Genomic DNA, 20,076 nt, shown 5'->3' on the forward strand with positions numbered 1-20,076 from the left:
GAGCGCAAAGCCCCCCAAGGACAGTGCCGGTCAGCAGGCACAGACCCAGCCAGCGAAAACCGTCCCGGTGGCGCTTTTGGAGATTCGGGAAACGGCTCATGGCTTACGGGGGGCTGGGAAAAGACGCAAGAATACCCGTTTTCCGTTTCACCCAACGGACCGGACGGGCGGCACGTGGCGCCGCACAGTATCCGCGAATTACGTTTGGGAAATATCCTTGCCGCGAAGCGTGCGTTTCGCGCGTCGCTGATCCGTCGCGAACCTGCCGACGGTAGCCGGCGCGGGCATGGTGAAACGGTGATCGCCTAGCGCATCAGGCATTTGAACAGGAGGCGCAAGGCCCCCACGTCCGGTGCGACGGCCACGCGCGGCAGCAGGAAGGGATCGTCGTGAGGCGCGACACGGCCGCGTCGCGTGGTGGTGGCGTGCAGATACCCTGCGCGCTCGACGATGTCGCGCACGTCACGGGTGACATTCCCATAGGGGTAGCAAAACGCTTCGATGTTGGTCGCGCACGTCGTCTCGAGCCGGTGTTTGGCGCCGATGATTTCGTCGACGGCATCCGCCTGCGGGATATCCGGCAGCGACACGTGGTTGAGCGTGTGTGCACCGACCTCGTGCCCATGCCGCATCCACGTCAGCAGTTGGTCCCGGCACATCAGCGGCTCGGGCGCCGGACCGGCGTGCGCGTCCCAGTCGTTCCATCCGCCCAGGCGCCCCGCCACGAAATAGCAGGTCGCGGAGAAGCCCAACGAATCCAGTACTGGCATAGCGTTATCGAAGACGCTGACGAAGCCATCGTCAAACGTGATGGCGAACACGCGCGCACGCCCCTGCGCTCGCCGGTGAGCCTGAAACTCCCGCATGCTCAGACCGTGATAGCCGAGGCGCCTGAGCCATGACATCTGCACCGCGAAGGTATCAGGATCGACACACAGGCCGCGCAGCGGATCGTCGCGCGACGGGACCACGCGAATCTGGTGGTACATCAGGATCGGAAGCGCCATGCGAGCGGTCTCAGGCGGCTTGCTTTACGGTGCGCCGTTTGCGTCGCTGCGGGCTTGCGATGCTGTTGCGATGCGCTTCCATAGATGCCGTCAGTGCCATCGGTGCCATCGGTGCCATGCGCGACGACACCGCATCGACATACACCGCGTGCGTGGCTGCGACGAAATCGTCGAAGTCGAATTCCGTCGCCCCTTTTTGCCGTGCCATATGCCCCATATGTCGCGTGCGTTCGGGTTTGTCCGCGATATGCATGAGGACGTTGGCAATCGCGTGCGGATCGCGCGGGGGCACGATCCAGCCGTCCACCCACGGTGTGACGTTTTCCGGCAGGCCACCGACGTTGGTCACGAGGCTGGCGCATCCGGCAGCCATGGCTTCGCGGCATGCGTAGGAGAGGCTCTCGTGATACGACAGCACGAACGCCACATCGGTCGCGGCAAGCAGGTGATGCACGTGATTGATGGACCCCGTGAAGAGGACCTGCGCATCGAGCCCGCATTGCTCGACCATCGCGCGTTGTTCGATGCTCGGATCGGTACCGGCGAGCCAGACGCGAAAGCGACGGCGGGTCGCTTCCGGCAGCAAGGTCAGTGCCGTCACGAGATCGGCCCAGCCTTTCGCCGCGCCGGTGCCGGCCGCGCTGCCGAGCACGATGCTGTCATCGTCCTTCGCGCCGAGCAGCGCGGCCCGGCGGCGCAGACGTTCATCCTCGCTGAGCGGCTCTGTGCGCGGCGCACGCACCCCGTGTTTGACGACGACGATGTTCGGATAGGACGAATCGCGTTCGAGCATCGACTGGACATACTCGCTCACCGCAATCGTGCGGGACGTACCGAACCGGGCGCGCAGCCGGTTGCCGAGCGAGTGGGCGGAATACGTGTTGTGCTTGGTAAAGACGATCTCGGGCCGGGTGGCCAGCCCAGCGACGGCGAGCATGACCTGACGATGATCGGGAGAGCCGTTGACATGCACGACGTCGAACTGGTTGTCGCGGATCAGGCGGCGCAGGCGCAACGTCTCACGCCAGAAGCTGTGCCAGCGCGGCTTGAAATCAATGCTGACGGCGGTAATGCCGGGCAGTCGTGCGACCTGCTCACCGAGCCAGCTACCGGGGGGTGTAGCGATGGTGACCTGATGGTCGCGCCGCATTGCCAGCGCGAGTTCCCGTACGTAAGTGTCTTGCCCGCCGCCGCAGCCGACGTGAAAGTTGGTGTAAAGAATCTTCATTCGTGTCGATCCGGGTAGGGCCCGAAGGTGTCTGCACGAATGGTAGGGAGACCCGCCCCGACAGGGTGTCGAGTCTCGATGAGATTTGTTTCGTTTTGTCGCCGGACAACGGCGAATGTGTCGGCACAGCGCATACGGGGACATCGTCAACTAACGTCCCCGTACTTTCGAGACAGGCGAACGCAAGCATCGCGGAACGCCAACCATGGTGCGACATGAGGTCTTACGGTAACAAGACCTTGTCTACGACATGAATCACGCCGTTCGACTGCATGACGTTGCTGATCGAAATGTGGGCCACGCCGCCTTTGTCGTCCGTCACGCTAAGGTGCCCGCCGTCCTTCTTCACGATAAGCGAATCGCCTTCCACCGTCTTCAGCGACGCCATGCCGTGACCGTCGTCGACGGCCTTCATCAGGTCCCGAGCTGACAATCTTCCCGGTACGACGTGATATGTAAGTACCTTGACCAACGCAGGTTTGTTCTCGGGTTTCAACAACGTGTCGACGGTCCCTGCCGGTAGCGCTGCGAACGCTTCATTCGTCGGCGCAAAGACGGTGAAAGGCCCGGGGCCCGACAGCGTATCGACTAATCCGCCGGCTTTCACGGCGGCGACAAGTGTCGTATGGTCTTTGGAATTCACCGCATTCTCGACGATGTTCTTCGAGGGGTACATGGGCGCTCCACCGACCATGACCGTCTTCTCGTTGTCCATCGGCGCGGCATTCGCATGGATCGCCCCGCCGAGCGCACAGCACGTTGCCACAAGCACCGGCAGAAATCCGGTGGCATAACGAGTCTCCATTTCATCACCTGTTTGATGGCGCTTCGCAAAGCGGAAGCCTTCTCTATTACGAGCGACACCGGTCAGCGGATGCGTGCCCTGCGGAAGAATTCAGGTAGGCGACGATGTCGTCCAGCACAGGCGCGACGCTTCTGAGCGGAGCGCTCACCGCACCGATCATCATCGCGTGGCCGACCGGGTAGTGGTGTACCTGCACTTCACTGCCATGGCTGCGTAACTGTTCTGCGAAGCGCTCGGTATTGCCCGGGTCGACAACGGTATCGGTGTCGCCGACACCGAGAAACATCGGGGGTTCTTCGCCCGTCACGAAATGAATGGGCTGGCTCGCGAGTCGCACCGATGCCGGAAATATGCGGCCCAGCACCTGACTCCGGAGCGGCAGAAAATCATAAGGCCCTGCGAGCCCGATCACACCGGCGATTTCGCACTGACGCAATCCATTGGCACGCAAGTACGTGGCATCGGTTGCAAGCAAAGCCACGATTTGTGCGCCCGCCGAATGTCCCATGAGAAACAGGCGCTCGGGATCGGCACCATACTCGCGAGCGTGACGCCGCGCCCAACGGACCGCCAGCGCGGCATCATCGACGAAAGTCGGAAACGTGACCTCCGGATAAGTGCGATAGTCGGGCACGATCACCATGAATCCGCGCGACGCCAACGCTTCGCCGACGAATCGATAGTCCGCGCGGTCACCGTTCTGCCAACTCCCTCCGTAAAAGAACACCACCACCGGTATGGCGCTAGTGGGCACCGCGCCCTGCGGCAATGGCAGATAGACATCGAGCCGCTGTCGTTCCGACGCGCCGTACGCAACCGCCCCGATAGCACGGTACGTCTCGCGCGGCGTGAGTGCGTCGACAAGACCGAGAGGGCTGCAAGCGCTGAGCGATAGCCCCGCCAGCAAGACCATCAGCAGGCGGCCAAACAAAGCGTTCACCATCATCGCTCCTTGTGACGGTTGGCGATCCAGACGTGACATGCGGTGGGGAATGCGACAGGCAGGGTGAAACAGAAGCCGTTTGCTCCCTGCACACGACTGAATACGGGCGCGGCGGACAAACGGATGCACGTGGGGCTGTTGTGAGACACACATTTCTCCGATTTCGTGCATCCGCACCGGTGCGGCATCCGTATCCATCACAGTGAGATGGGGTTCCCACGACCTCATGGAGAATTCATATGCCGCGTGCCGCCTTCATGAACCTCAGCGCCTTCAGGGATTTAGGGGCCTTCGGAGACCCTGGTCGAGTGAGATACGCCCCGAATCGTGGCGGGCGCCTTTGGCGACGCACGCTAATGTGCGTCGTTCGCCTTATCGGTGCGGCGATGACGGGCGTGATGCTGGCGGCATGCTCCGGATCCCCGCCGAATCCCAACCCTCGTGCAGAGGTTCCGCTTCGTCCGGTGCCGGTGGATTTGCCGAAATACATGGGGCGCTGGTACGTGATTGCGAACATCCCCTATTTCGCCGAGCGCGATTTCGTCGGTAGCCGCGCAGAGTGGGTGTTGCGCGACGACGGCAAGATCGACGATCACTACTATGGCCGCAAGAACGGCTTCGATCAGCCCGAGCGTCATTACCAGTTCGTCGACAGCGTCGTGCCCGGGAGTGGCGGCGGGCACTGGCGAGTCCGGCTCTTCTGGCCGATCTACGTCTCCCAACTCACGCTCTACGTCGACCCCGACTATCGCTACACGCTGCTTGGCTACCCGGACAAGTCGCTCGGCTGGATCTTTTCCCGTGAACCGGTGATGGACGACGTCACCTATCGCGCCCTGCTCGCCCGCTTCGACGCGATGGGCTATGACAGCTCCCGCTTCCGACGCGTGCCGCAGATGCCGGAGCAAATCGGGCAAGCGGGATTTGCGTCGCCAGGGCATTGAGGTCGTTGTGCTTTCATGTCTGGCGTTTGGGTTGTGTCGTCGACCGCAGGGCCACCGTCAGCGCATGCAGCGCCCCTTTAACCTGTGGATCTCTCAGACTCGTGTACAGCACGACATCTCTCGACGGAAGCGCCGGGAGACCCAGACGAGACGCGAGGTCCACCGTTCCTCGCGGAGCCACCCGACGCCCCAACGCCGCGACACCCAGCCCGGCCGAAGCGGCCGCCCCTACGGTATTGACGCCCCCACCCACAAACGCCTCGGTCCAGGCGACGCCTGCCGCGTCCAGCGCATTGACGGCCATCGCACGCACACTGCAAGGCGCCGGCTGTGTCGCGATACGCAAAGGCTCGTTGGCGCGACGCTCGAAATCTGGCGCCCCCATCCACCCGAAGGTCTCGCGCAAGATGACTTTGCCGTCCTGACGCCGGCTGTCATGACGAAGCGCGATTGCAACGTCTATCGTGCCGGCATCGAAGGCCTCCAGCAGTTCGCGGGAGGCGGCGATACGGACGTCGAGCGTCAGGCCCGGCTCGGCGTCGCCGATGTGCCGCAGGAGTTGCGGCAAGTCGGCGCCCACAATGTGATGGCTGATGCCCACCAGCAATTGCCGCTGCCGGGGGACAAACGCCGTCATGGCGCCCTGATGCGCCGCAACGAGCGCTCGGGCCCCGCTCAGAAAAGCGCTCCCGTCCGCTGACAACCGGACACGCCTTGGCGTGCGCTCCAGCAACTTGCGCCCCAAGCCGTCCTCCAGTCGCTTGATCTTCAGGCTGACGGCCGATTGCGTGGTATCGAGCACTTCGGCAGCACGCGTAAAGCTTTGCAGGTCGGCGGTCAGCACAAAGGCCTGTACGGCTTCGATGTCCAGCGTCTTCATGCGTCAATTCATTTCAGATTGCAATGACTGAAATATAGATCATTCTATTTTTCAATGAATGATCTTTCGTTACGGTAAGCACTCGATGTCTTTTTCCGGGGTTTCCATATGCTTACCGCTCACTATCTGCATCGCTTGCCCGCCGACTACGATCTGAACGCCATCCGCACCCGCGGCAAAGCGCGTGGCGCCTTGTGGGATGCCGCACCTGAGCTGTACTTCAAGGGGTTCCTGCTCCGCGAGGCGGGCAAGCACGGCGCGATCGAGAACAGTTATTCCTCGCTCTACCTGTGGCGCTCGGATCAGGCGTTTGCCGATTTCCTGCTGGCCGATCGCTATCGCAACGTCACCAACAGCTTCGGACGGGCGCAGATCGAGACGCGTCTTGTACTCGACGCACACCGGGGTCGTGCACAGCAGACGCAGTTTGTTTTCGAAGAGACGTCCGATATCGCGCGCGACGCGGATCTGGGGCAAGTGTTTGCCGCCGAAGTGGTGCAAAACAAGGCGGCGGTGACTCGCCCCGGCGTCGTGGCTGCCGTGGTGTCACTGGATACGCTGAACTGGCGTGTCTCGCGATATTTGCTGGCCGAACATGCGCAGGCGAGGCCCAGCGATGTCGCCATCGCGTATGAGGTCGTGCATCTGTCCCAGCCATTGCTGCATACCCTTCCCGAGGGACAGTCGACATGACCCCGCTACGCTTCGCCTTCGCGCACCTGCTTGCCTTGTTGCTTGTCTCGGCAACCGTGTCTGCGCTGGCGCTCGGACTCGCAGTGCTCGTTCATCGCGGGTAAAAAAAGTGTTGGCAAAGAAAAAGCCCGCATCCCAAACGGGATACGGGCCTCAACTAACCAATAACGGACTTGGCAGGAATTAGAACGGAATATCGTCGTCCATGTCGTCGAAACCGCCGCCGGATTGCTTGGCCGGGGCTTGTTGACGGCCACCGCCGCCGCCACCACCGCCACCGCCACGCGAATAGCCGCCGCCACCGCCTTCATCGCCACCGCGCGAGTAACCACCGCCACCACCGCCTTCACCGCCGCCACTACCGCCGCGGCCACCCAGCATTTGCATCTGGTCTGCCACGATTTCCGTGCTGTAACGTTCCGTGCCATCCTGCGCCTGGTACTTGCGCGTGCGGATACGGCCTTCGATATACACCGACGAGCCCTTCTTGAGGTACTCGTTGACGATTTCCGCGAGGCGACCGAAGAACGACACGCGGTGCCATTCCGTCATTTCCTTGAACTCGCCGGACTGCTTGTCCTTGTAACGGTCGGTCGTCGCCAGACGAATGTTCGCGACCGCATCGCCGCTCGGCATGTAGCGGACTTCGGGATCGGCGCCCAAATTGCCGACCAGGATCACTTTGTTGACTGATGCCATAAATCTTTCTCCGGTATTGCTGAAATCCGATCAGGATTGACGAGGCGCTGGCGTCCTCATCGGTGCGGCGATTATAAGCCACACGAACGCGCCGACCGCGCAACTGAGGAAGATTGCGTTTTGACCGTAGTGGGTCATAAGAAAACCCCCTAGTGCGCCACCGCAGAAGAGGCCCAGTGCCTGGGTCGTGTTGTACACCCCGACCGCCGCCCCCTTACGCTGTCCCGGCGCCAGTTTGGACACCAGCGACGGCTGCGAGGCTTCAAGCACATTGAACCCCAGGAAGTACACGAACAGCACCACGGCAATCACACCCACCGTCGGCGGCAATCCGCCCAGCGCCACTTGCGCCACCGCCACCAGCGCAATCGCCGAGAGCAGTACCGCCTTCATCTTTCCGCGCTTTTCCGCCGCGATGATCGCCGGGACCATCGCAATGAACGACAGCCCCATCACCGGCAGATACACCTCCCAATGCTGCGCCACCGGCAATCCGGCAGCCACCAGCATGCGCGGCATCGCCACGAACAGCGCCGTCTGCGTGGCATGCAGCACGAACACGCCGAAGTTCAGACGCAGCAACTCCGGGTTGTGCAGCACTTCCGAGAACGGCGCAGGCCCTGCTTTTGCATGCACCGGTGGCGTAGGAACCACCCACAGCACCACGAAAATCGCCAGCACCGCCAGAATGCCGATGGCCGAGAACAGGCCGCTCATGCCCAGCCAGTGATAGAGGAACGGCGCGCACACGATCGCGACGGCGAACGACACGCCAATGCTGCCGCCGATCATCGCCATCGCCTTGGTGCGGTTCGCATCGCTCGTGAGGTCCGCCACGCAGGCCATGACCGCCGACGAGATCGCTCCCGCGCCCTGAATCGCCCGACCGATGATGATCCACGTCAGGTCATGCGCCATGGCCGCGACCAGCGAGCCGATGGCGAACACGATCAGACCGAAAACGATCACCGGCTTGCGACCCAGCCGGTCCGATGCCCAGCCGTAAGGGATGTAGAGCAGTGACTGCGTCAGACCATAGATGCCGATGGCCAGCCCGACGAGAAACGTGTCGTTGCCGCCCGGAATCGTCTGCGCGAAGACCGAGAACACGGGCATGATCAGGAACAGACCGAGCATGCGCAATGCAAAAATCCCCGCGAGCGACGCGCTGGCGCGCACTTCTAGCGGGGTCATGCGGCCCCCTCGGCCGCGTGTCGAGGCAGGAGAAGCGGAAGTCACGGAATCAGTCGACATTACGTCCTGAGAGATGAAAAAAGCGCGTGGGGCCTCGGAATCGTCCGATGATTGCGCCCGGACGTCCGGTTCGTCGGCGGCCCGGCAGACAGGCATCGGGTTCGCCGGCGGCCGACGTCTATCCCACGGGGGACGGGCGGATGACGGTTGGACGCGCACCTCTGGAAATCGGGCGGTTCGTCCCCATCTGAACCCCGTGCCGCATGGCTGCCCGAGACAGCCCGTCAGCAGGGATCAGCCCCGGCAATCAAACTTAGGTATATTAGCAGGTTTAGCCGCCCGGATTTCCCCCCAGCGGCCCGCCCGACCGCTCCCGCCGCATGCTGTGCGCCAGCCACGTCGATGCCCGGCCAACGCCGTGCCGACGCACTCCAGCGTCCCGGGAAATTCAGGCGCTTGGGGGCCGGAAACCGCCCCGCGACAATTCGCCGCGCGGATTCCTCGGCGACGACCCGGAAACGTCAATGGAAACCATCCGTATTCGTGGGGCTCGCACCCACAACCTCAAGAACGTCAGTCTCGACCTGCCGCGTCACCAGCTTGTGGTGATCACCGGCCTGTCGGGCTCCGGCAAGTCGTCTCTCGCCTTCGATACGCTGTACGCGGAAGGTCAGCGTCGCTACGTCGAAAGCCTGTCGGCGTACGCGCGTCAGTTCCTGCAACTGATGGAGAAGCCCGACGTCGATCTGATCGAAGGCCTGTCGCCGGCGATCTCCATCGAGCAAAAGGCCACGTCGCACAACCCGCGCTCGACGGTCGGCACGGTCACGGAAATTCACGATTACCTGCGTCTGCTCTATGCACGCGTGGGCACGCCTTATTGCCCGGATCACGGCCTGCCGCTCGAATCGCAAAGCGTCTCGCAGATGGTCGACGCCGTGCTCGCCCTGCCCGAAGACACCAAGCTCATGATCCTCGCGCCGATCGTCGTCGATCGCAAAGGCGAGCACGCGGACCTGTTCGAATCGATGCAGGCGCAGGGCTTCGTGCGTTTTCGCATTCGCTCGGGTGGCGGTGCGGCCAACGAGGGCACGGCGCGGGTGTATGACATCGAAGCGCTGCCCAAGCTCAAGAAGACCGAGAAGCACTCCGTCGACGTGGTCATCGACCGCGTGAAGGTGCGCGCCGATCTGAAGCAACGTCTGGCGGAATCCTTCGAAACGGCATTGCGTCTGGCCGACGGACGCGCCATCGCGCTGGAAATGGATACGGACAAGGAACACGTCTTCAGCTCGAAGTTCGCCTGCCCGGTGTGCTCGTACTCGTTGCAGGAGCTTGAGCCGCGTCTGTTCTCGTTCAACAACCCGATGGGTGCGTGCCCGACCTGCGACGGACTGGGCCAGATGACATTCTTCGATCCGAAGCGCGTCGTGGCCTTTCCCGCACTCTCGCTGGCCTCCGGCGCCATCAAGGGATGGGATCGACGCAACCAGTTCTACTTCCAGATGCTGCAAAGCCTCGCGGCGTTCTACGACTTCGATGTCGACACAGCGTTCGAGGAGCTTCCGGAAGACACGCAGAAGATCGTGCTGTACGGCTCCGGCGAGCAGGAAATTCCCTTCACGTACGTGAACGAAAAGGGACGCACCTCCGTTCGCTCGCACGCCTTCGAAGGCATCATCCCGAATCTGGAGCGGCGCTATCGCGAAACCGATTCGATCGCCGTGCGCGAGGAACTCGCCAAGTACCAGAACAACCGCGCCTGCCCGGATTGCGAAGGCAGCCGCCTGCGCCGCGAGGCACGCTTCGTCAAGGTCGGCGAAGACAAGCAGGCACGCGCGATCTACGAGATCGGCAACCTGCCGCTGCGCGAGACACTCGGCTACTTCCATGAACTGGTGCTGCATGGCGCCAAGCGTGAAATCGCCGACAAGATCGTGAAGGAAATCGTGGCGCGCCTGACGTTCCTCAACAACGTCGGCCTCGATTACCTCTCGCTGGAACGCAGCGCCGACACGCTCTCGGGCGGCGAGGCACAGCGTATTCGCCTCGCGTCGCAAATCGGCTCGGGGCTCACGGGCGTGATGTACGTGCTCGACGAGCCGTCCATCGGCTTGCATCAGCGCGACAACGATCGTCTCATCGGCACGCTCAAGCACCTGCGCGACCTCGGCAACTCGGTGATCGTAGTCGAGCACGACGAAGACATGATTCTCGCGAGCGACTACGTCGTCGACATGGGGCTGGGTGCGGGCATTCACGGCGGCACGGTGATCGCTCAGGGCAGTCCCGAACAGATCGAGCAATCGGCCGAGTCGCTCACCGGGCAGTACCTCTCGGGCGCGCGTCGTATCGAAGTGCCTGCGGAGCGTCGTGCGCCGGGCGAAGACTATCTGCGCATTCTCGACGCCACCGGGAACAACCTCAAGCACGTCAACCTGGATCTGCCGGTCGGGCTGCTCACCTGCGTGACAGGCGTCTCGGGCTCGGGCAAGTCAACGCTCATCAACGACACGCTGTATCACGCCGTCGCGCGCCATCTCTATGGTTCGTCGGCCGAACCCGCGCCGTATGAGCAGATCGACGGGCTCGAACACTTCGACAAGGTCATCAACGTCGACCAGTCGCCCATCGGACGCACGCCGCGCTCGAACCCGGCCACTTACACGGGCCTGTTCACGCCGATCCGCGAACTGTTCGCGGGCGTGCCTGCGGCCAAGGAGCGCGGTTACGACCCCGGGCGTTTCTCGTTCAACGTGAAGGGCGGACGCTGCGAAGCGTGTCAGGGCGATGGCGTCATCAAGGTGGAAATGCACTTCCTGCCGGACGTGTACGTGCCTTGCGACGTCTGCCACGGCAAGCGCTACAACCGTGAAACGCTGGAAGTCCAGTACAAGGGACGCAACATCTCCGAAGTGCTCGACATGACGGTCGAGCAGGCGCACGAGTTCTTCAAGCCGGTGCCTGTGGTGGCGCGCAAGCTCAAGACGTTGCTCGACGTCGGTCTCGGCTACATCCGGCTCGGTCAGTCGGCCACCACGCTCTCGGGCGGCGAAGCGCAGCGCGTAAAGCTCTCGCTCGAACTGTCCAAGCGCGATACCGGCCGCACGTTGTATATCCTGGATGAACCGACCACAGGTCTGCACTTCCACGACATCGAACTGCTGCTCACGGTGATTCACCGGCTGCGCGATCAGGGCAATACGGTCGTGATCATCGAACACAACCTCGACGTGATCAAGACGGCGGACTGGGTGATCGATCTCGGGCCGGAAGGCGGCGCGGGCGGCGGGCAGATCATTGCGCAAGGCACGCCCGAGCAAGTGGCGGCGAGCAAGGCCAGCTTTACCGGCAAGTATCTCGCGCCGCTGCTCAAGCGCGGGAAGTAATCAGGACGCAGGAACCCGTCGAGCGAACGACGCTGGCAGGGCGAACGCAGGGGCGACACGGACGCGATGTAACGATTCACGTTGCACCGTCCCGCCCCCACGGGCGTTATCGCGAGACGGTTTTTTTAAGGACGTCATCTCATGGAACCGCGCTCTGGCTGGACTCCGGACCGGAACTTCTGGGTCGAACTGGCGAGCTATGTTTTCGCCGCCGTGGCTCTCTGGCTGATTCTCAGCATCCATCTGCTCTCTGCGGTGCTCGCGGGCATGGTGGTCTATCAGCTCGTTCACCTGCTGGGGCCGCGCCTGCAATTGCGCATTTCCAGCGAGCGCGCCCGGCTGGTCGCTGTCGCGTTACTCTCCGCCGTCATCGTCGCGCTGATGACGGCGCTGGTCTTCGGCGTCATCACCTTCTTCCGCAGCGACGCAGGGCATCTGGAGCACATCAACGGCAAGATGATGGAAGCGCTCGAACAGGCGCGCGCCCAGTTGCCCATGTGGCTGACGGACCGGCTGCCGGCAGACAGTCAGGACATTCACGACGCCATGACCGGCTTCCTGAAGGATCACACGCAGGAGGTGTCGTTCGTCGGCAAGGAAGCGCTCAACTCGCTGGTACACATCATCATCGGGCTGGTGCTGGGCGCGCTCGTGGCGCTCTCGACGATCCGGCCGGTGCAGCACATGCGCCCACTGGCGGCTGCGCTCACACGCCGTGTCACGCTGTTCGGCGACGCGTTCCGTCGCATCGTCTTCGCGCAGTTGAAGATATCTGCGATCAATACCCTGTTCACGGCCATCTTCCTGATCGCTATTTTGCCGTTGTTCGGCGTTCACCTGCCGCTGCGCAAGACGATGATCGTCGTGACGTTCGTCGTCGGTCTGCTGCCGGTCGTCGGCAATCTGATCTCGAATACGTTCATCGTGGTGCTTGGCTTGTCGATGTCGCTGTACGTGGCGATTTCGGCGCTGGTCTTCCTGATCGTCATCCACAAGCTCGAATACTTCCTGAATGCCCGGATCGTCGGCACGCAGATCCAGTCCCGCGCGTGGGAACTGCTGCTGGCGATGATCGTGCTGGAAGCGGCGTTCGGACTACCCGGGCTGGTCGCCGCGCCGATCTATTACGGCTATCTGAAGAGCGAACTGGCGGAAAAGGAACTCGTCTGAACGGATCGCCCGCTGTCCGGTGCCTCCCGTCAGGAGGCAAACGGGCGTCGGGCGTTTTTTTGACGTCAATTTGACATTTCGTCATCCAGTGACATAATGTCAAATCATGAAATCCGCCAAATCCCCTGCCACGGGCAAGCTCGACGAGAACACGCTGCTGCTGCGTGAAGGGCGCAAGATCGTCGAAGCGCTCGGCCAGACGTTCGCACCGCTCGTCGAAGTGGTGCTGCACGACCTGACCGACCCGGATCACGCGATCGTGGCCATCGCCAACAATCTGTCGGGCCGCGAGCCGGGCGATGCCGTCACGGAAATGGGCCTCGCCCGTATCGCCGATCCGGCCTTCCCCGAAGTCATCGCCAACTATGCGAACCGGTTCCCGGACGGGCGCCCGGCCAAGAGTACGTCCATCGGGCTGAAGAACAGCAACGGCGAGTATGTCGCGGCCATCTGCCTGAACATGGACATCTCAATGCTCGCGGCGGCGGCTTCGAGCATTCAGCAGTTGGTGAACGTGCCGAATCAGGCCCCGGCGTCTGTCAGCGAAACGCTCTCCACCCGGCGGCTGGACGACATCACCCCGCTCATTACCGACTTTGCGGCGCAGCGCAACGCCACGCCGCAGGGCCTGACACTCGCGCAGCGCCGCGAAGCGATCCGTCTGCTCGAAGCACGCGGGCTGCTCGATCTGCGCCACGCGCACGCCGAAGTCGCGCGTACGCTGGGCATTGCGCGCTCGACCGTCTACACCTACCTCTCCGACCCGAAAGGCACATCATGACGACCCCCACGCTGGCGATCACCTACGGTGACGTCGTCGCAGCACACGACCGGATTCGCGAGGCCGCACACCGCACGCCGGTGCTCACCTCGCGTACCGCCGACGCCATGACCGGCGCGAGCCTGTTCTTCAAAGCGGAAAACTTCCAGCGCATGGGCGCCTTCAAGTTCCGCGGCGCTTACAACGCGATCTCGCAATTCACGGCAGAGCAGCGACGTGGTGGCGTGCTGGCGTTCTCGTCGGGTAATCATGCGCAGGCGATTGCGCTGTCGGCGCGCGAGCTTGGCGTGCCCGCGGTCATCCTCATGCCAACGGACGCCCCGCAAATGAAGATCGACGCCACGCGCGGCTATGGCGCGGAGGTGATTCTGTTCGACCGATACACGGAAGATCGTGAAGTGCTGGCGAAACGTCTGGCAGACGAGCGCGGCATGACGTTGATCCCGCCGTACGACCATCCGCATGTGATGGCCGGTCAGGGAACGGCCGCCAAGGAGTTGATCGAAGATGCCGGCGAACTGGACATGTTGCTCGTGTGCGTCGGCGGTGGCGGATTGCTGTCGGGATGTGCGGTCGCGGCGCGCGCCCTGAACCCGAACATCGAGATTTACGGCGTGGAGCCGGAGGCGGGCAATGACGGCCAGCAGAGCTTGCGCAAGGGCGAGATCGTGCACATCGACACGCCTCGCACAATTGCCGACGGCGCACAGACACAGCATCTCGGCCAGTACACGTTCCCGGTGATCCGTGCGTTGGCAGACGACATCCTCACGGTGACCGATGACGAACTCGTGAAGACGATGACGTTCTTCGCGAGCCGCATGAAGATCGTGGTGGAGCCGACCGGATGCCTCGCGGCGGCGGCGGCATTGCAGGGTAAGGTCGACGTTCGCGGCAAACGTGTGGGCGTCATTCTGTCCGGCGGCAACGTCGATCTGGCGCGCTTCGCCAAACTTACGCTCGGGGAGACCGTATGAGCACGCAGGAACGAGGTATCGAATCGGTGATCGTGCCGACCATGCAACCGCCGCGCGGCCACTATTCGCATGGGGTTTGTGCGAATGGTTTCGTGTTCGTGTCGGGCCAGTTGCCGATCACGCCGGAGGGCGAGCGTCTCGTGGGTGCACCGTTCGCGGTGCAGGCGAAGCAGGCGCTGGACAACGTGGCCACGATCCTGACGGCCTGCGGATCGAGCATCAGCCGACTGGTGCAAGTGCGCGTGTACATCACGAACGTCGACGACTGGGGCCCCTTCAACGAGGTCTATGCGGCATGGGCAGGCGACGCCAAACCGGCACGTTGCGTGGTGCCCGTGCCGGCACTCAGTCACGGCGTCGCCGTGGAGATCGAGGCGATGGCGCTGGCGGGGTAATCGGATAGCACGAGGGCCACCCGGCACATTGCCCGGGTGGCCCTCGTCGTTTGATGGGTCTACGCCGACACAATGACAAGATGCCGAAGGTGCCTGAAGACGCCCATCTCATTCGCAGGCAATGCCTTTAGCCGTTATGCCGCGCTTCGGCCGCCTCCAGCAGTGCCAGCGCCTGCGCCACGTCCCCGCTGTCGAAAAACCCCGGCGGCGGTGATTCCCTCCAGACTTTTCTGGCAGCGGCGGCACTTGCGCGGCATACGTCACTTAGCAACCGCTCCCATGCGCGCAGGCGATTCGACGTGGGTTCCATGCTCCGGACATCCAGCGCCAATGCGTAATGAGGATCCATGTTGAGCGTCTGCTCAACGGTCGAGACAAGGCTGGACCACGCCTCGGAACGATTTTCGCTCGCCAGAACGAGGTCCCATTCAGCGCTGCGGGGATTGTCGTTCCAACGGGGCCATGCATCTTCCACCTTGGGTGGCGAGTCCTGCGGACCATCGCTGTCCCAGGGAATACCGCCCGCGGCGTTTCGGGTAGTGTCCAACGTCGCGGCAAAGCCGTCCGAAGGTACCGGAGCAGGCGTTGCCGGCTCTACCGGCTGGAGTGGCACTGCGGCGGCTGCCGTCGTCTGGGATTCGCACTTCATGGTAAGCCTCCATCAACGATAGGAGACTTCAGTTTGTCACTCATCAACCGCATCACTTTGCGAAACATCCGGAGACATTTCGAATCCGAAGTGCGCTCGACAAGGAACAGGAATTTCCCATTGGCACGGCTGGGTTGCGGCCCATCAACGCCTACTGCAACGTCACTCGCTCCAGCACCTTCATGTAGTGATCCAGCGATGGCGTCTGCATGCCGGCGATCTTTGCACGGTCGTCCCAGCGACGCAGTCGCAGCGCCGCCGGCGCATGCTCGCGCGCGAGGAACGTCTGCGCTTCTTCGTCGGTGAAGACCCCGCCCTGCAACGCGAGACTGCGTACCGAATCCGCCGACAGCTTGCCGTAATAATCGGCATCGATCGCACACAGACACCGCTTGGCGTCCACGTGCAGACGAATCGGGTCGAGCACCGCGTCGTCGAACAGCGGCCTCAGAAAGGGCAATGCGAAGTATTGATGCAGATCGTCGATGCCGCGCTCGGTGGGCGTTTCGCCCTGAAGATTGAGCAGATGGCCGAGATCGTGGAGGAAACTGGCGGCGACGAGCGCCTCGTCGGCGCCCTCGCTCTCGGCAAGCGCGCCGCTTTGCAGCGCGTGCTCCAGTTGGGTGACAGGCTCGCCGCTGTACGCGATCGAACCGAATTTATCGAACAGGGTGCGGATGTCCGGCAGGCTCAGGGCCATCGTGAGAACTCTCGTTGTCGTCGCGAGAACTTGCTGCTGAACCGGCGGCGGCCGTCGCGACTTCGGCAAGCGCCGCCAGTTTCGACGCCTTGGCTTCCTTCGGCGCCTTCAGATCCTTGCTTTCCTTCGCGTCCTTGCCGTCCTTCGGCTTGTCGCGCATGCGGCTCTTGCGCAGCGCGCCGGCGTCGTCGAGCACCGGATAAGCCGTCGAGCAGAACAGCGAATTCAGGCGCTTCATGTCGCTGATGATGTCCAGATGCAGCGAACTCGTCTCGATACTCTGCACCGACTGACCTGCCAGACGATTCAGGTGCGTGTACGAATACGCGCGCTCCAGATCCCGGAAGCTCTCCTTCTCCGCCATCAGGCGCTGCGCGCTCTTGAGGTCGGTATTCAGGAACACGGACAGCCCGAGCTGAAGGTTCGTCACCAGCCGCGCGTGCATGTCGCAGATCTCCTGCAACCCCGCCTCGGAGAACGACAGCTTGTGCGAAATCTTCTTCTCTTCGACTTCGACGACCATGCGCTCGATGATATCGCCCGCATGTTCCAGATTGATGGTGAGGGAGATGATGTCCGTCCAGCGACGGCTGTCCGGCTCGCTGAGGTTCTCGCGCGACACGCGCGTCAGGTACATCTTCACCGCCGTGTAGAGGTGGTCGACGTCGTCGTCCAGCCGTCGCGTCTCGCGAGCGCGCGCCACGTCATTGCTCTTGATGACGTCGAGCAGGCCATTGAGCATCTGCTCGATGATGTCGCCCATGCGCAGCGTCTCGCGCGTGGCGTTGGCCAGCGCCAGCGACGGCATCTCCAGCGCGCTTTCGTCCAGATGGCGAGGGCGCGTGACGCCGTCAGCTTCCGGCTTCTCGGCCAGCAGACGCACGCAAAGGCGCGCCATCGGCACGGTGAATGCCAGACTCACCACGCAGCGCACCAGGTTGTACAGCACGTGGAAGTTGACGACGGCTTGTGCCGGTGCGTCCGACAGCCAGCTCACGAGCATCGGCGCATAGTCGACGAACGGCAGCACGAGCAGGCAGCCGATCAACTTGAAGATGAGACTGCCGAACACCACACGACGACCCGCCGCGTTCTGTCCCGCCGACGTCAGCATGGCCAGCATGCCGCTGCCCAGATTCGCACCGATCACGAGGCACAGGGCCACCTTGAGCGAGATCACGCCAGACGACGCGAGCGTGGCCGTCAGCAGCACGGCGGCAAGACTGGAATACGAGATCATCGCGAACAGCGCGCCGATCAGCGTATCGAGCATCACGTCGCCCGTGAGCGAGCCGAACAGCACTTTCACGCCCGCCGCTTCGGTCATCGGCGTGGTCGCGCCCACGATCAGTTGCAGCGCCAGAATGATGAGACCAAGGCCAATGGACACGCGGCCGAGCTGGCCAGCGCGCGTCTGCTTGCGTGACAGGAAGAAGATGACGCCGAAGAAGATCAGCAGCGGCGACAGCCAGTGCAGGTCGAACGTCAGGATCCGCGCCATGAGGGCGGTGCCGACGTCGGCGCCCAACATGATGGACAGCGCCGGCGCCAACGCGATGAGACCCTGTGCGCCGAAAGACGACACGATGAGCGCCGTCGCGTTACTGCTCTGCACCAGGCCCGTGACGAGCACACCCGCCGCGAACGCAAGGAAGCGATTCGAAATGCTGTGCGACAGAATGCGTCGCAGATCGGCACCGTAGACGCGCAGGACCCCGGTACGCACGATGTGCGTACCCCAGATCAGCATCGCCACGCCGGAAAGTAGATTGAGCAGTGTCAGCATGCCAGTGTTCCGTGATCTTATTGTCGACGGGACAGGCAGCGCTTCGCGCCGCCAACATGACGCGAGCAGTGGTTTGCCAAACCGGCATCCCGCGTCAGTCCAACACTGGCGTCGGGATGCGTATGAAGTTCACGCGTCATGCGTATCCCCAATCGGTACACCGTACACCAAATTGACCAGCGCAACAATCGTGTCATGAATTTGTCACAATTTTTGCGCGCCTTCTGCTAAGCCTTGTTGCATAAGGGAAACAGACGCGGCCGACGGCTCGCCAGCCATGGCTTTTCGGCCGCACACCGCCGCCGCATCCGCTCCCGGTCCGAGGGCAATCCGCCTCAGATTCCCCATGGCAGCGTAAAGGTCTTTGTGTTCGTGAAGCTTTTCATCGCCTCCTGAACCCCTTCCTTGTAGCCCAGACCCGAATCCTTGATCCCCCCGAACGGCGTCAGTTCGATGCGATATCCGGGCACCTCCCAGACGTTCACCGTACCGACCTGCAACTCGTTGGTAAAACGCGTCACGTAGTCGAGCCGGTTCGTGCACACGCCCGACGACAGGCCGAACGCAGTGCCGTTGGACATGGCAATGGCCTCGTCGATGCTGCCAAAGGTCAGGATCGGCGAGACCGGGCCGAAGGTTTCCTCGCGCACGACCGTCATCTTCGGATCGACGCGATCGATCACCGTCGGCGAATACAGGGCGCCGTCGCGCTGATTGCCCACGAGCAGACGCGCGCCCTGCGCCACGGCTTCGTTCACGCGGGCCTCGAACAGACGGGCGGCCGCCTCGTCGATCACGGTGCCCATGTCGTTGTCGCCGTCAGCCGGGTCGCCATACTTCCACGCCCGGGTCTTCTCCACCACGAGTTCGGTGAACTGCGCGGCAATGTCGCGATGCACGAGCATGCGCTTGACGGCCGTACACCGCTGCCCGGAATTCTTGTAAGAGCCCTGCACGGCGAGGTCGGTGGCGCGCTCCAGATCGGCATCCTCCATCACGATCAGCGGATCGTTGCCCCCCAGCTCCAGCACGATACGGCGATAGCCCGCCTTCGACGCGATGTACTTGCCGATCGACACGCCGCCCGTGAACGTGATCATGTCGATGTTCTCGTTCGTGATCATCTCGTCGGCAATCTCCATCGGATCGCCCGTGATGACTTGCAGCATTTCCGGCGGCAGGCCGGCTTCGTACAGCGTGTCCGCCAGGTAGTACGCCGAGAGCGGCACTTTCTCGGACGGCTTGAGCACCATCCGGTTATTCGTCGCAATCGAGGGGGCCACCTTGTGGGCCACCTGATTCATGGGGTGATTGAACGGCGTGATCGCGGAGATCGCCCCGAGCAGCGGCTCGCGCTGCGTCACCACGCGACGCTTCTTGCCGTGCGGCGTGAGATCGCAGGAGAACGCCTGTCCGTCGTCCTTGAGCGCCTCGCCCGCTGCGAAGCCGAGCACGTCGGCCACACGGCCGATTTCGTAGACGGCGTCTTTCTTGCACAGCCCCGACTCCATCGTGATGATGGCGGCCGCTTCCGCCGTGCGGGCGCGCAGCAACGCCGCGGCCTTATCGAGCACATTGGCGCGCTCGAAACGCGTGAGCGTGGAGCGGTACTGCTTGGCGATCGTGAACGCGCGACGCACGTCGTCGAGCGACGCCTTCGGCACGGTGCCGACCAGATCGCCCGAATACGGATTGAACACTTCGATGATCCGTTCGCGGGTCACTTTCTCGCCACCGATGCGAAGGGCTTCGGCGCGGAACTCGGGATGCAGCTTGTGCGGCGCGTTCATGGGGTTCTCCACAGCGTCTCCAACGGGACAGGGGCCGGGCGGCGCA

18 protein-coding genes are annotated in these 20,076 nt (G+C 62.9%); 7 read left to right on the top strand and 11 right to left on the bottom strand.

Annotated elements, in window-relative coordinates; translation table 11 throughout:
* Positions 1 to 305: 305 nt before the first annotated feature.
* From C5N93_RS14900 to C5N93_RS14915, 4 genes are all read right to left on the bottom strand, one after another.
* Complete coding sequence (locus C5N93_RS14900) at positions 306 to 1,007, bottom strand: polysaccharide deacetylase family protein (RefSeq protein WP_242559872.1); 702 nt, start codon at positions 1,005 to 1,007, stop codon at positions 306 to 308.
* A gap of 10 nt (positions 1,008 to 1,017) precedes the next feature.
* The gene (locus C5N93_RS14905) at positions 1,018 to 2,235 is read right to left on the bottom strand and encodes a glycosyltransferase (RefSeq protein ID WP_242559873.1); all 1,218 of its coding nucleotides are present in this window, start codon (positions 2,233 to 2,235) and stop codon (positions 1,018 to 1,020) included.
* 223 nt (positions 2,236 to 2,458) lie between these two features.
* On the bottom strand, positions 2,459 to 2,950 hold the full coding sequence (locus tag C5N93_RS14910; RefSeq protein WP_242559932.1) for a fasciclin domain-containing protein: 492 nt from the start codon (positions 2,948 to 2,950) through the stop codon (positions 2,459 to 2,461).
* Positions 2,951 to 3,086: 136 nt separating this feature from the next.
* Positions 3,087 to 3,983, bottom strand: coding sequence for an alpha/beta hydrolase (locus C5N93_RS14915; RefSeq protein ID WP_242559874.1), 897 nt, complete (start codon positions 3,981 to 3,983; stop codon positions 3,087 to 3,089).
* 356 nt (positions 3,984 to 4,339) lie between these two features.
* Here C5N93_RS14915 and C5N93_RS14920 point away from each other — a divergent pair, with 356 nt between their 5' ends.
* Positions 4,340 to 4,927 carry a lipocalin family protein gene (locus tag C5N93_RS14920; protein ID WP_242559875.1) on the top strand — a complete coding sequence of 196 codons (588 nt, stop codon included), beginning with the start codon at positions 4,340 to 4,342 and terminating at the stop codon, positions 4,925 to 4,927.
* A 13-nt stretch (positions 4,928 to 4,940) separates the two neighbouring features.
* On the opposite strand, the gene C5N93_RS14925 is transcribed toward C5N93_RS14920, so the two are convergent.
* Entirely contained in the window at positions 4,941 to 5,807 is an 867-nt protein-coding gene (locus tag C5N93_RS14925) for a LysR family transcriptional regulator (RefSeq protein WP_242559876.1), read from the bottom strand.
* 108 nt (positions 5,808 to 5,915) lie between these two features.
* Here C5N93_RS14925 and C5N93_RS14930 point away from each other — a divergent pair, with 108 nt between their 5' ends.
* Positions 5,916 to 6,500, top strand: a complete 585-nt coding sequence (locus tag C5N93_RS14930) for a DUF4865 family protein (RefSeq protein ID WP_242559877.1) — start codon at positions 5,916 to 5,918, stop codon at positions 6,498 to 6,500.
* A gap of 183 nt (positions 6,501 to 6,683) precedes the next feature.
* Here the strand turns inward: C5N93_RS14930 and C5N93_RS14935 are convergent, their stop codons facing one another.
* Both C5N93_RS14935 and C5N93_RS14940 read right to left on the bottom strand, forming a co-directional pair.
* Positions 6,684 to 7,199: a single-stranded DNA-binding protein gene (locus C5N93_RS14935; protein ID WP_242559878.1), complete on the bottom strand. Its 516-nt coding sequence runs from the start codon at positions 7,197 to 7,199 to the stop codon at positions 6,684 to 6,686.
* 30 nt (positions 7,200 to 7,229) lie between these two features.
* Complete coding sequence (locus C5N93_RS14940; RefSeq protein ID WP_069340290.1) at positions 7,230 to 8,393, bottom strand: MFS transporter; 1,164 nt, start codon at positions 8,391 to 8,393, stop codon at positions 7,230 to 7,232.
* Between the two features lie 524 nt (positions 8,394 to 8,917).
* Here C5N93_RS14940 and uvrA point away from each other — a divergent pair.
* The 5 genes from uvrA (at position 8,918) to C5N93_RS14965 (ending at position 15,105) form a co-directional block, all read left to right on the top strand.
* Positions 8,918 to 11,782, top strand: coding sequence for an excinuclease ABC subunit UvrA (gene uvrA, locus C5N93_RS14945; RefSeq protein WP_242559879.1), 2,865 nt, complete (start codon positions 8,918 to 8,920; stop codon positions 11,780 to 11,782).
* A 141-nt stretch (positions 11,783 to 11,923) separates the two neighbouring features.
* Positions 11,924 to 12,952 carry a hypothetical protein gene (locus C5N93_RS14950; protein ID WP_242559880.1) on the top strand — a complete coding sequence of 343 codons (1,029 nt, stop codon included), beginning with the start codon at positions 11,924 to 11,926 and terminating at the stop codon, positions 12,950 to 12,952.
* A gap of 106 nt (positions 12,953 to 13,058) precedes the next feature.
* Positions 13,059 to 13,733, top strand: coding sequence for a PAS domain-containing protein (locus C5N93_RS14955; RefSeq protein ID WP_242559881.1), 675 nt, complete (start codon positions 13,059 to 13,061; stop codon positions 13,731 to 13,733).
* Positions 13,730 to 14,710 carry a threo-3-hydroxy-L-aspartate ammonia-lyase gene (locus tag C5N93_RS14960; RefSeq protein ID WP_242559882.1) on the top strand — a complete coding sequence of 327 codons (981 nt, stop codon included), beginning with the start codon at positions 13,730 to 13,732 and terminating at the stop codon, positions 14,708 to 14,710. The genes C5N93_RS14955 and C5N93_RS14960 overlap by 4 nt, the downstream gene beginning before the upstream one ends.
* The gene (locus C5N93_RS14965) at positions 14,707 to 15,105 is read left to right on the top strand and encodes a RidA family protein (RefSeq protein ID WP_242559883.1); all 399 of its coding nucleotides are present in this window, start codon (positions 14,707 to 14,709) and stop codon (positions 15,103 to 15,105) included. The genes C5N93_RS14960 and C5N93_RS14965 overlap by 4 nt, the downstream gene beginning before the upstream one ends.
* A gap of 127 nt (positions 15,106 to 15,232) precedes the next feature.
* On the opposite strand, the gene C5N93_RS14970 is transcribed toward C5N93_RS14965, so the two are convergent.
* The 4 genes from C5N93_RS14970 to phnY form a co-directional block, all read right to left on the bottom strand.
* A complete protein-coding gene (locus tag C5N93_RS14970) occupies positions 15,233 to 15,754 on the bottom strand; it encodes a hypothetical protein (protein ID WP_242559884.1) in 522 nt (173 codons plus the stop codon).
* Positions 15,755 to 15,905: 151 nt separating this feature from the next.
* Positions 15,906 to 16,454 carry a phosphonate degradation HD-domain oxygenase gene (locus C5N93_RS14975; RefSeq protein ID WP_242559885.1) on the bottom strand — a complete coding sequence of 183 codons (549 nt, stop codon included), beginning with the start codon at positions 16,452 to 16,454 and terminating at the stop codon, positions 15,906 to 15,908.
* Positions 16,414 to 18,240 carry a Na/Pi cotransporter family protein gene (locus C5N93_RS14980; RefSeq protein WP_242559886.1) on the bottom strand — a complete coding sequence of 609 codons (1,827 nt, stop codon included), beginning with the start codon at positions 18,238 to 18,240 and terminating at the stop codon, positions 16,414 to 16,416. The genes C5N93_RS14975 and C5N93_RS14980 overlap by 41 nt, the downstream gene beginning before the upstream one ends.
* A gap of 335 nt (positions 18,241 to 18,575) precedes the next feature.
* Positions 18,576 to 20,030 carry a phosphonoacetaldehyde dehydrogenase gene (phnY, locus tag C5N93_RS14985; protein ID WP_150721069.1) on the bottom strand — a complete coding sequence of 485 codons (1,455 nt, stop codon included), beginning with the start codon at positions 20,028 to 20,030 and terminating at the stop codon, positions 18,576 to 18,578.
* Between the last annotated feature and the right edge of the window lie 46 nt (positions 20,031 to 20,076).

Source organism: Pandoraea sp. LA3 (assembly GCF_022696215.1).
In the GTDB taxonomy this organism is placed as follows: domain Bacteria; phylum Pseudomonadota; class Gammaproteobacteria; order Burkholderiales; family Burkholderiaceae; genus Pandoraea; species Pandoraea capi.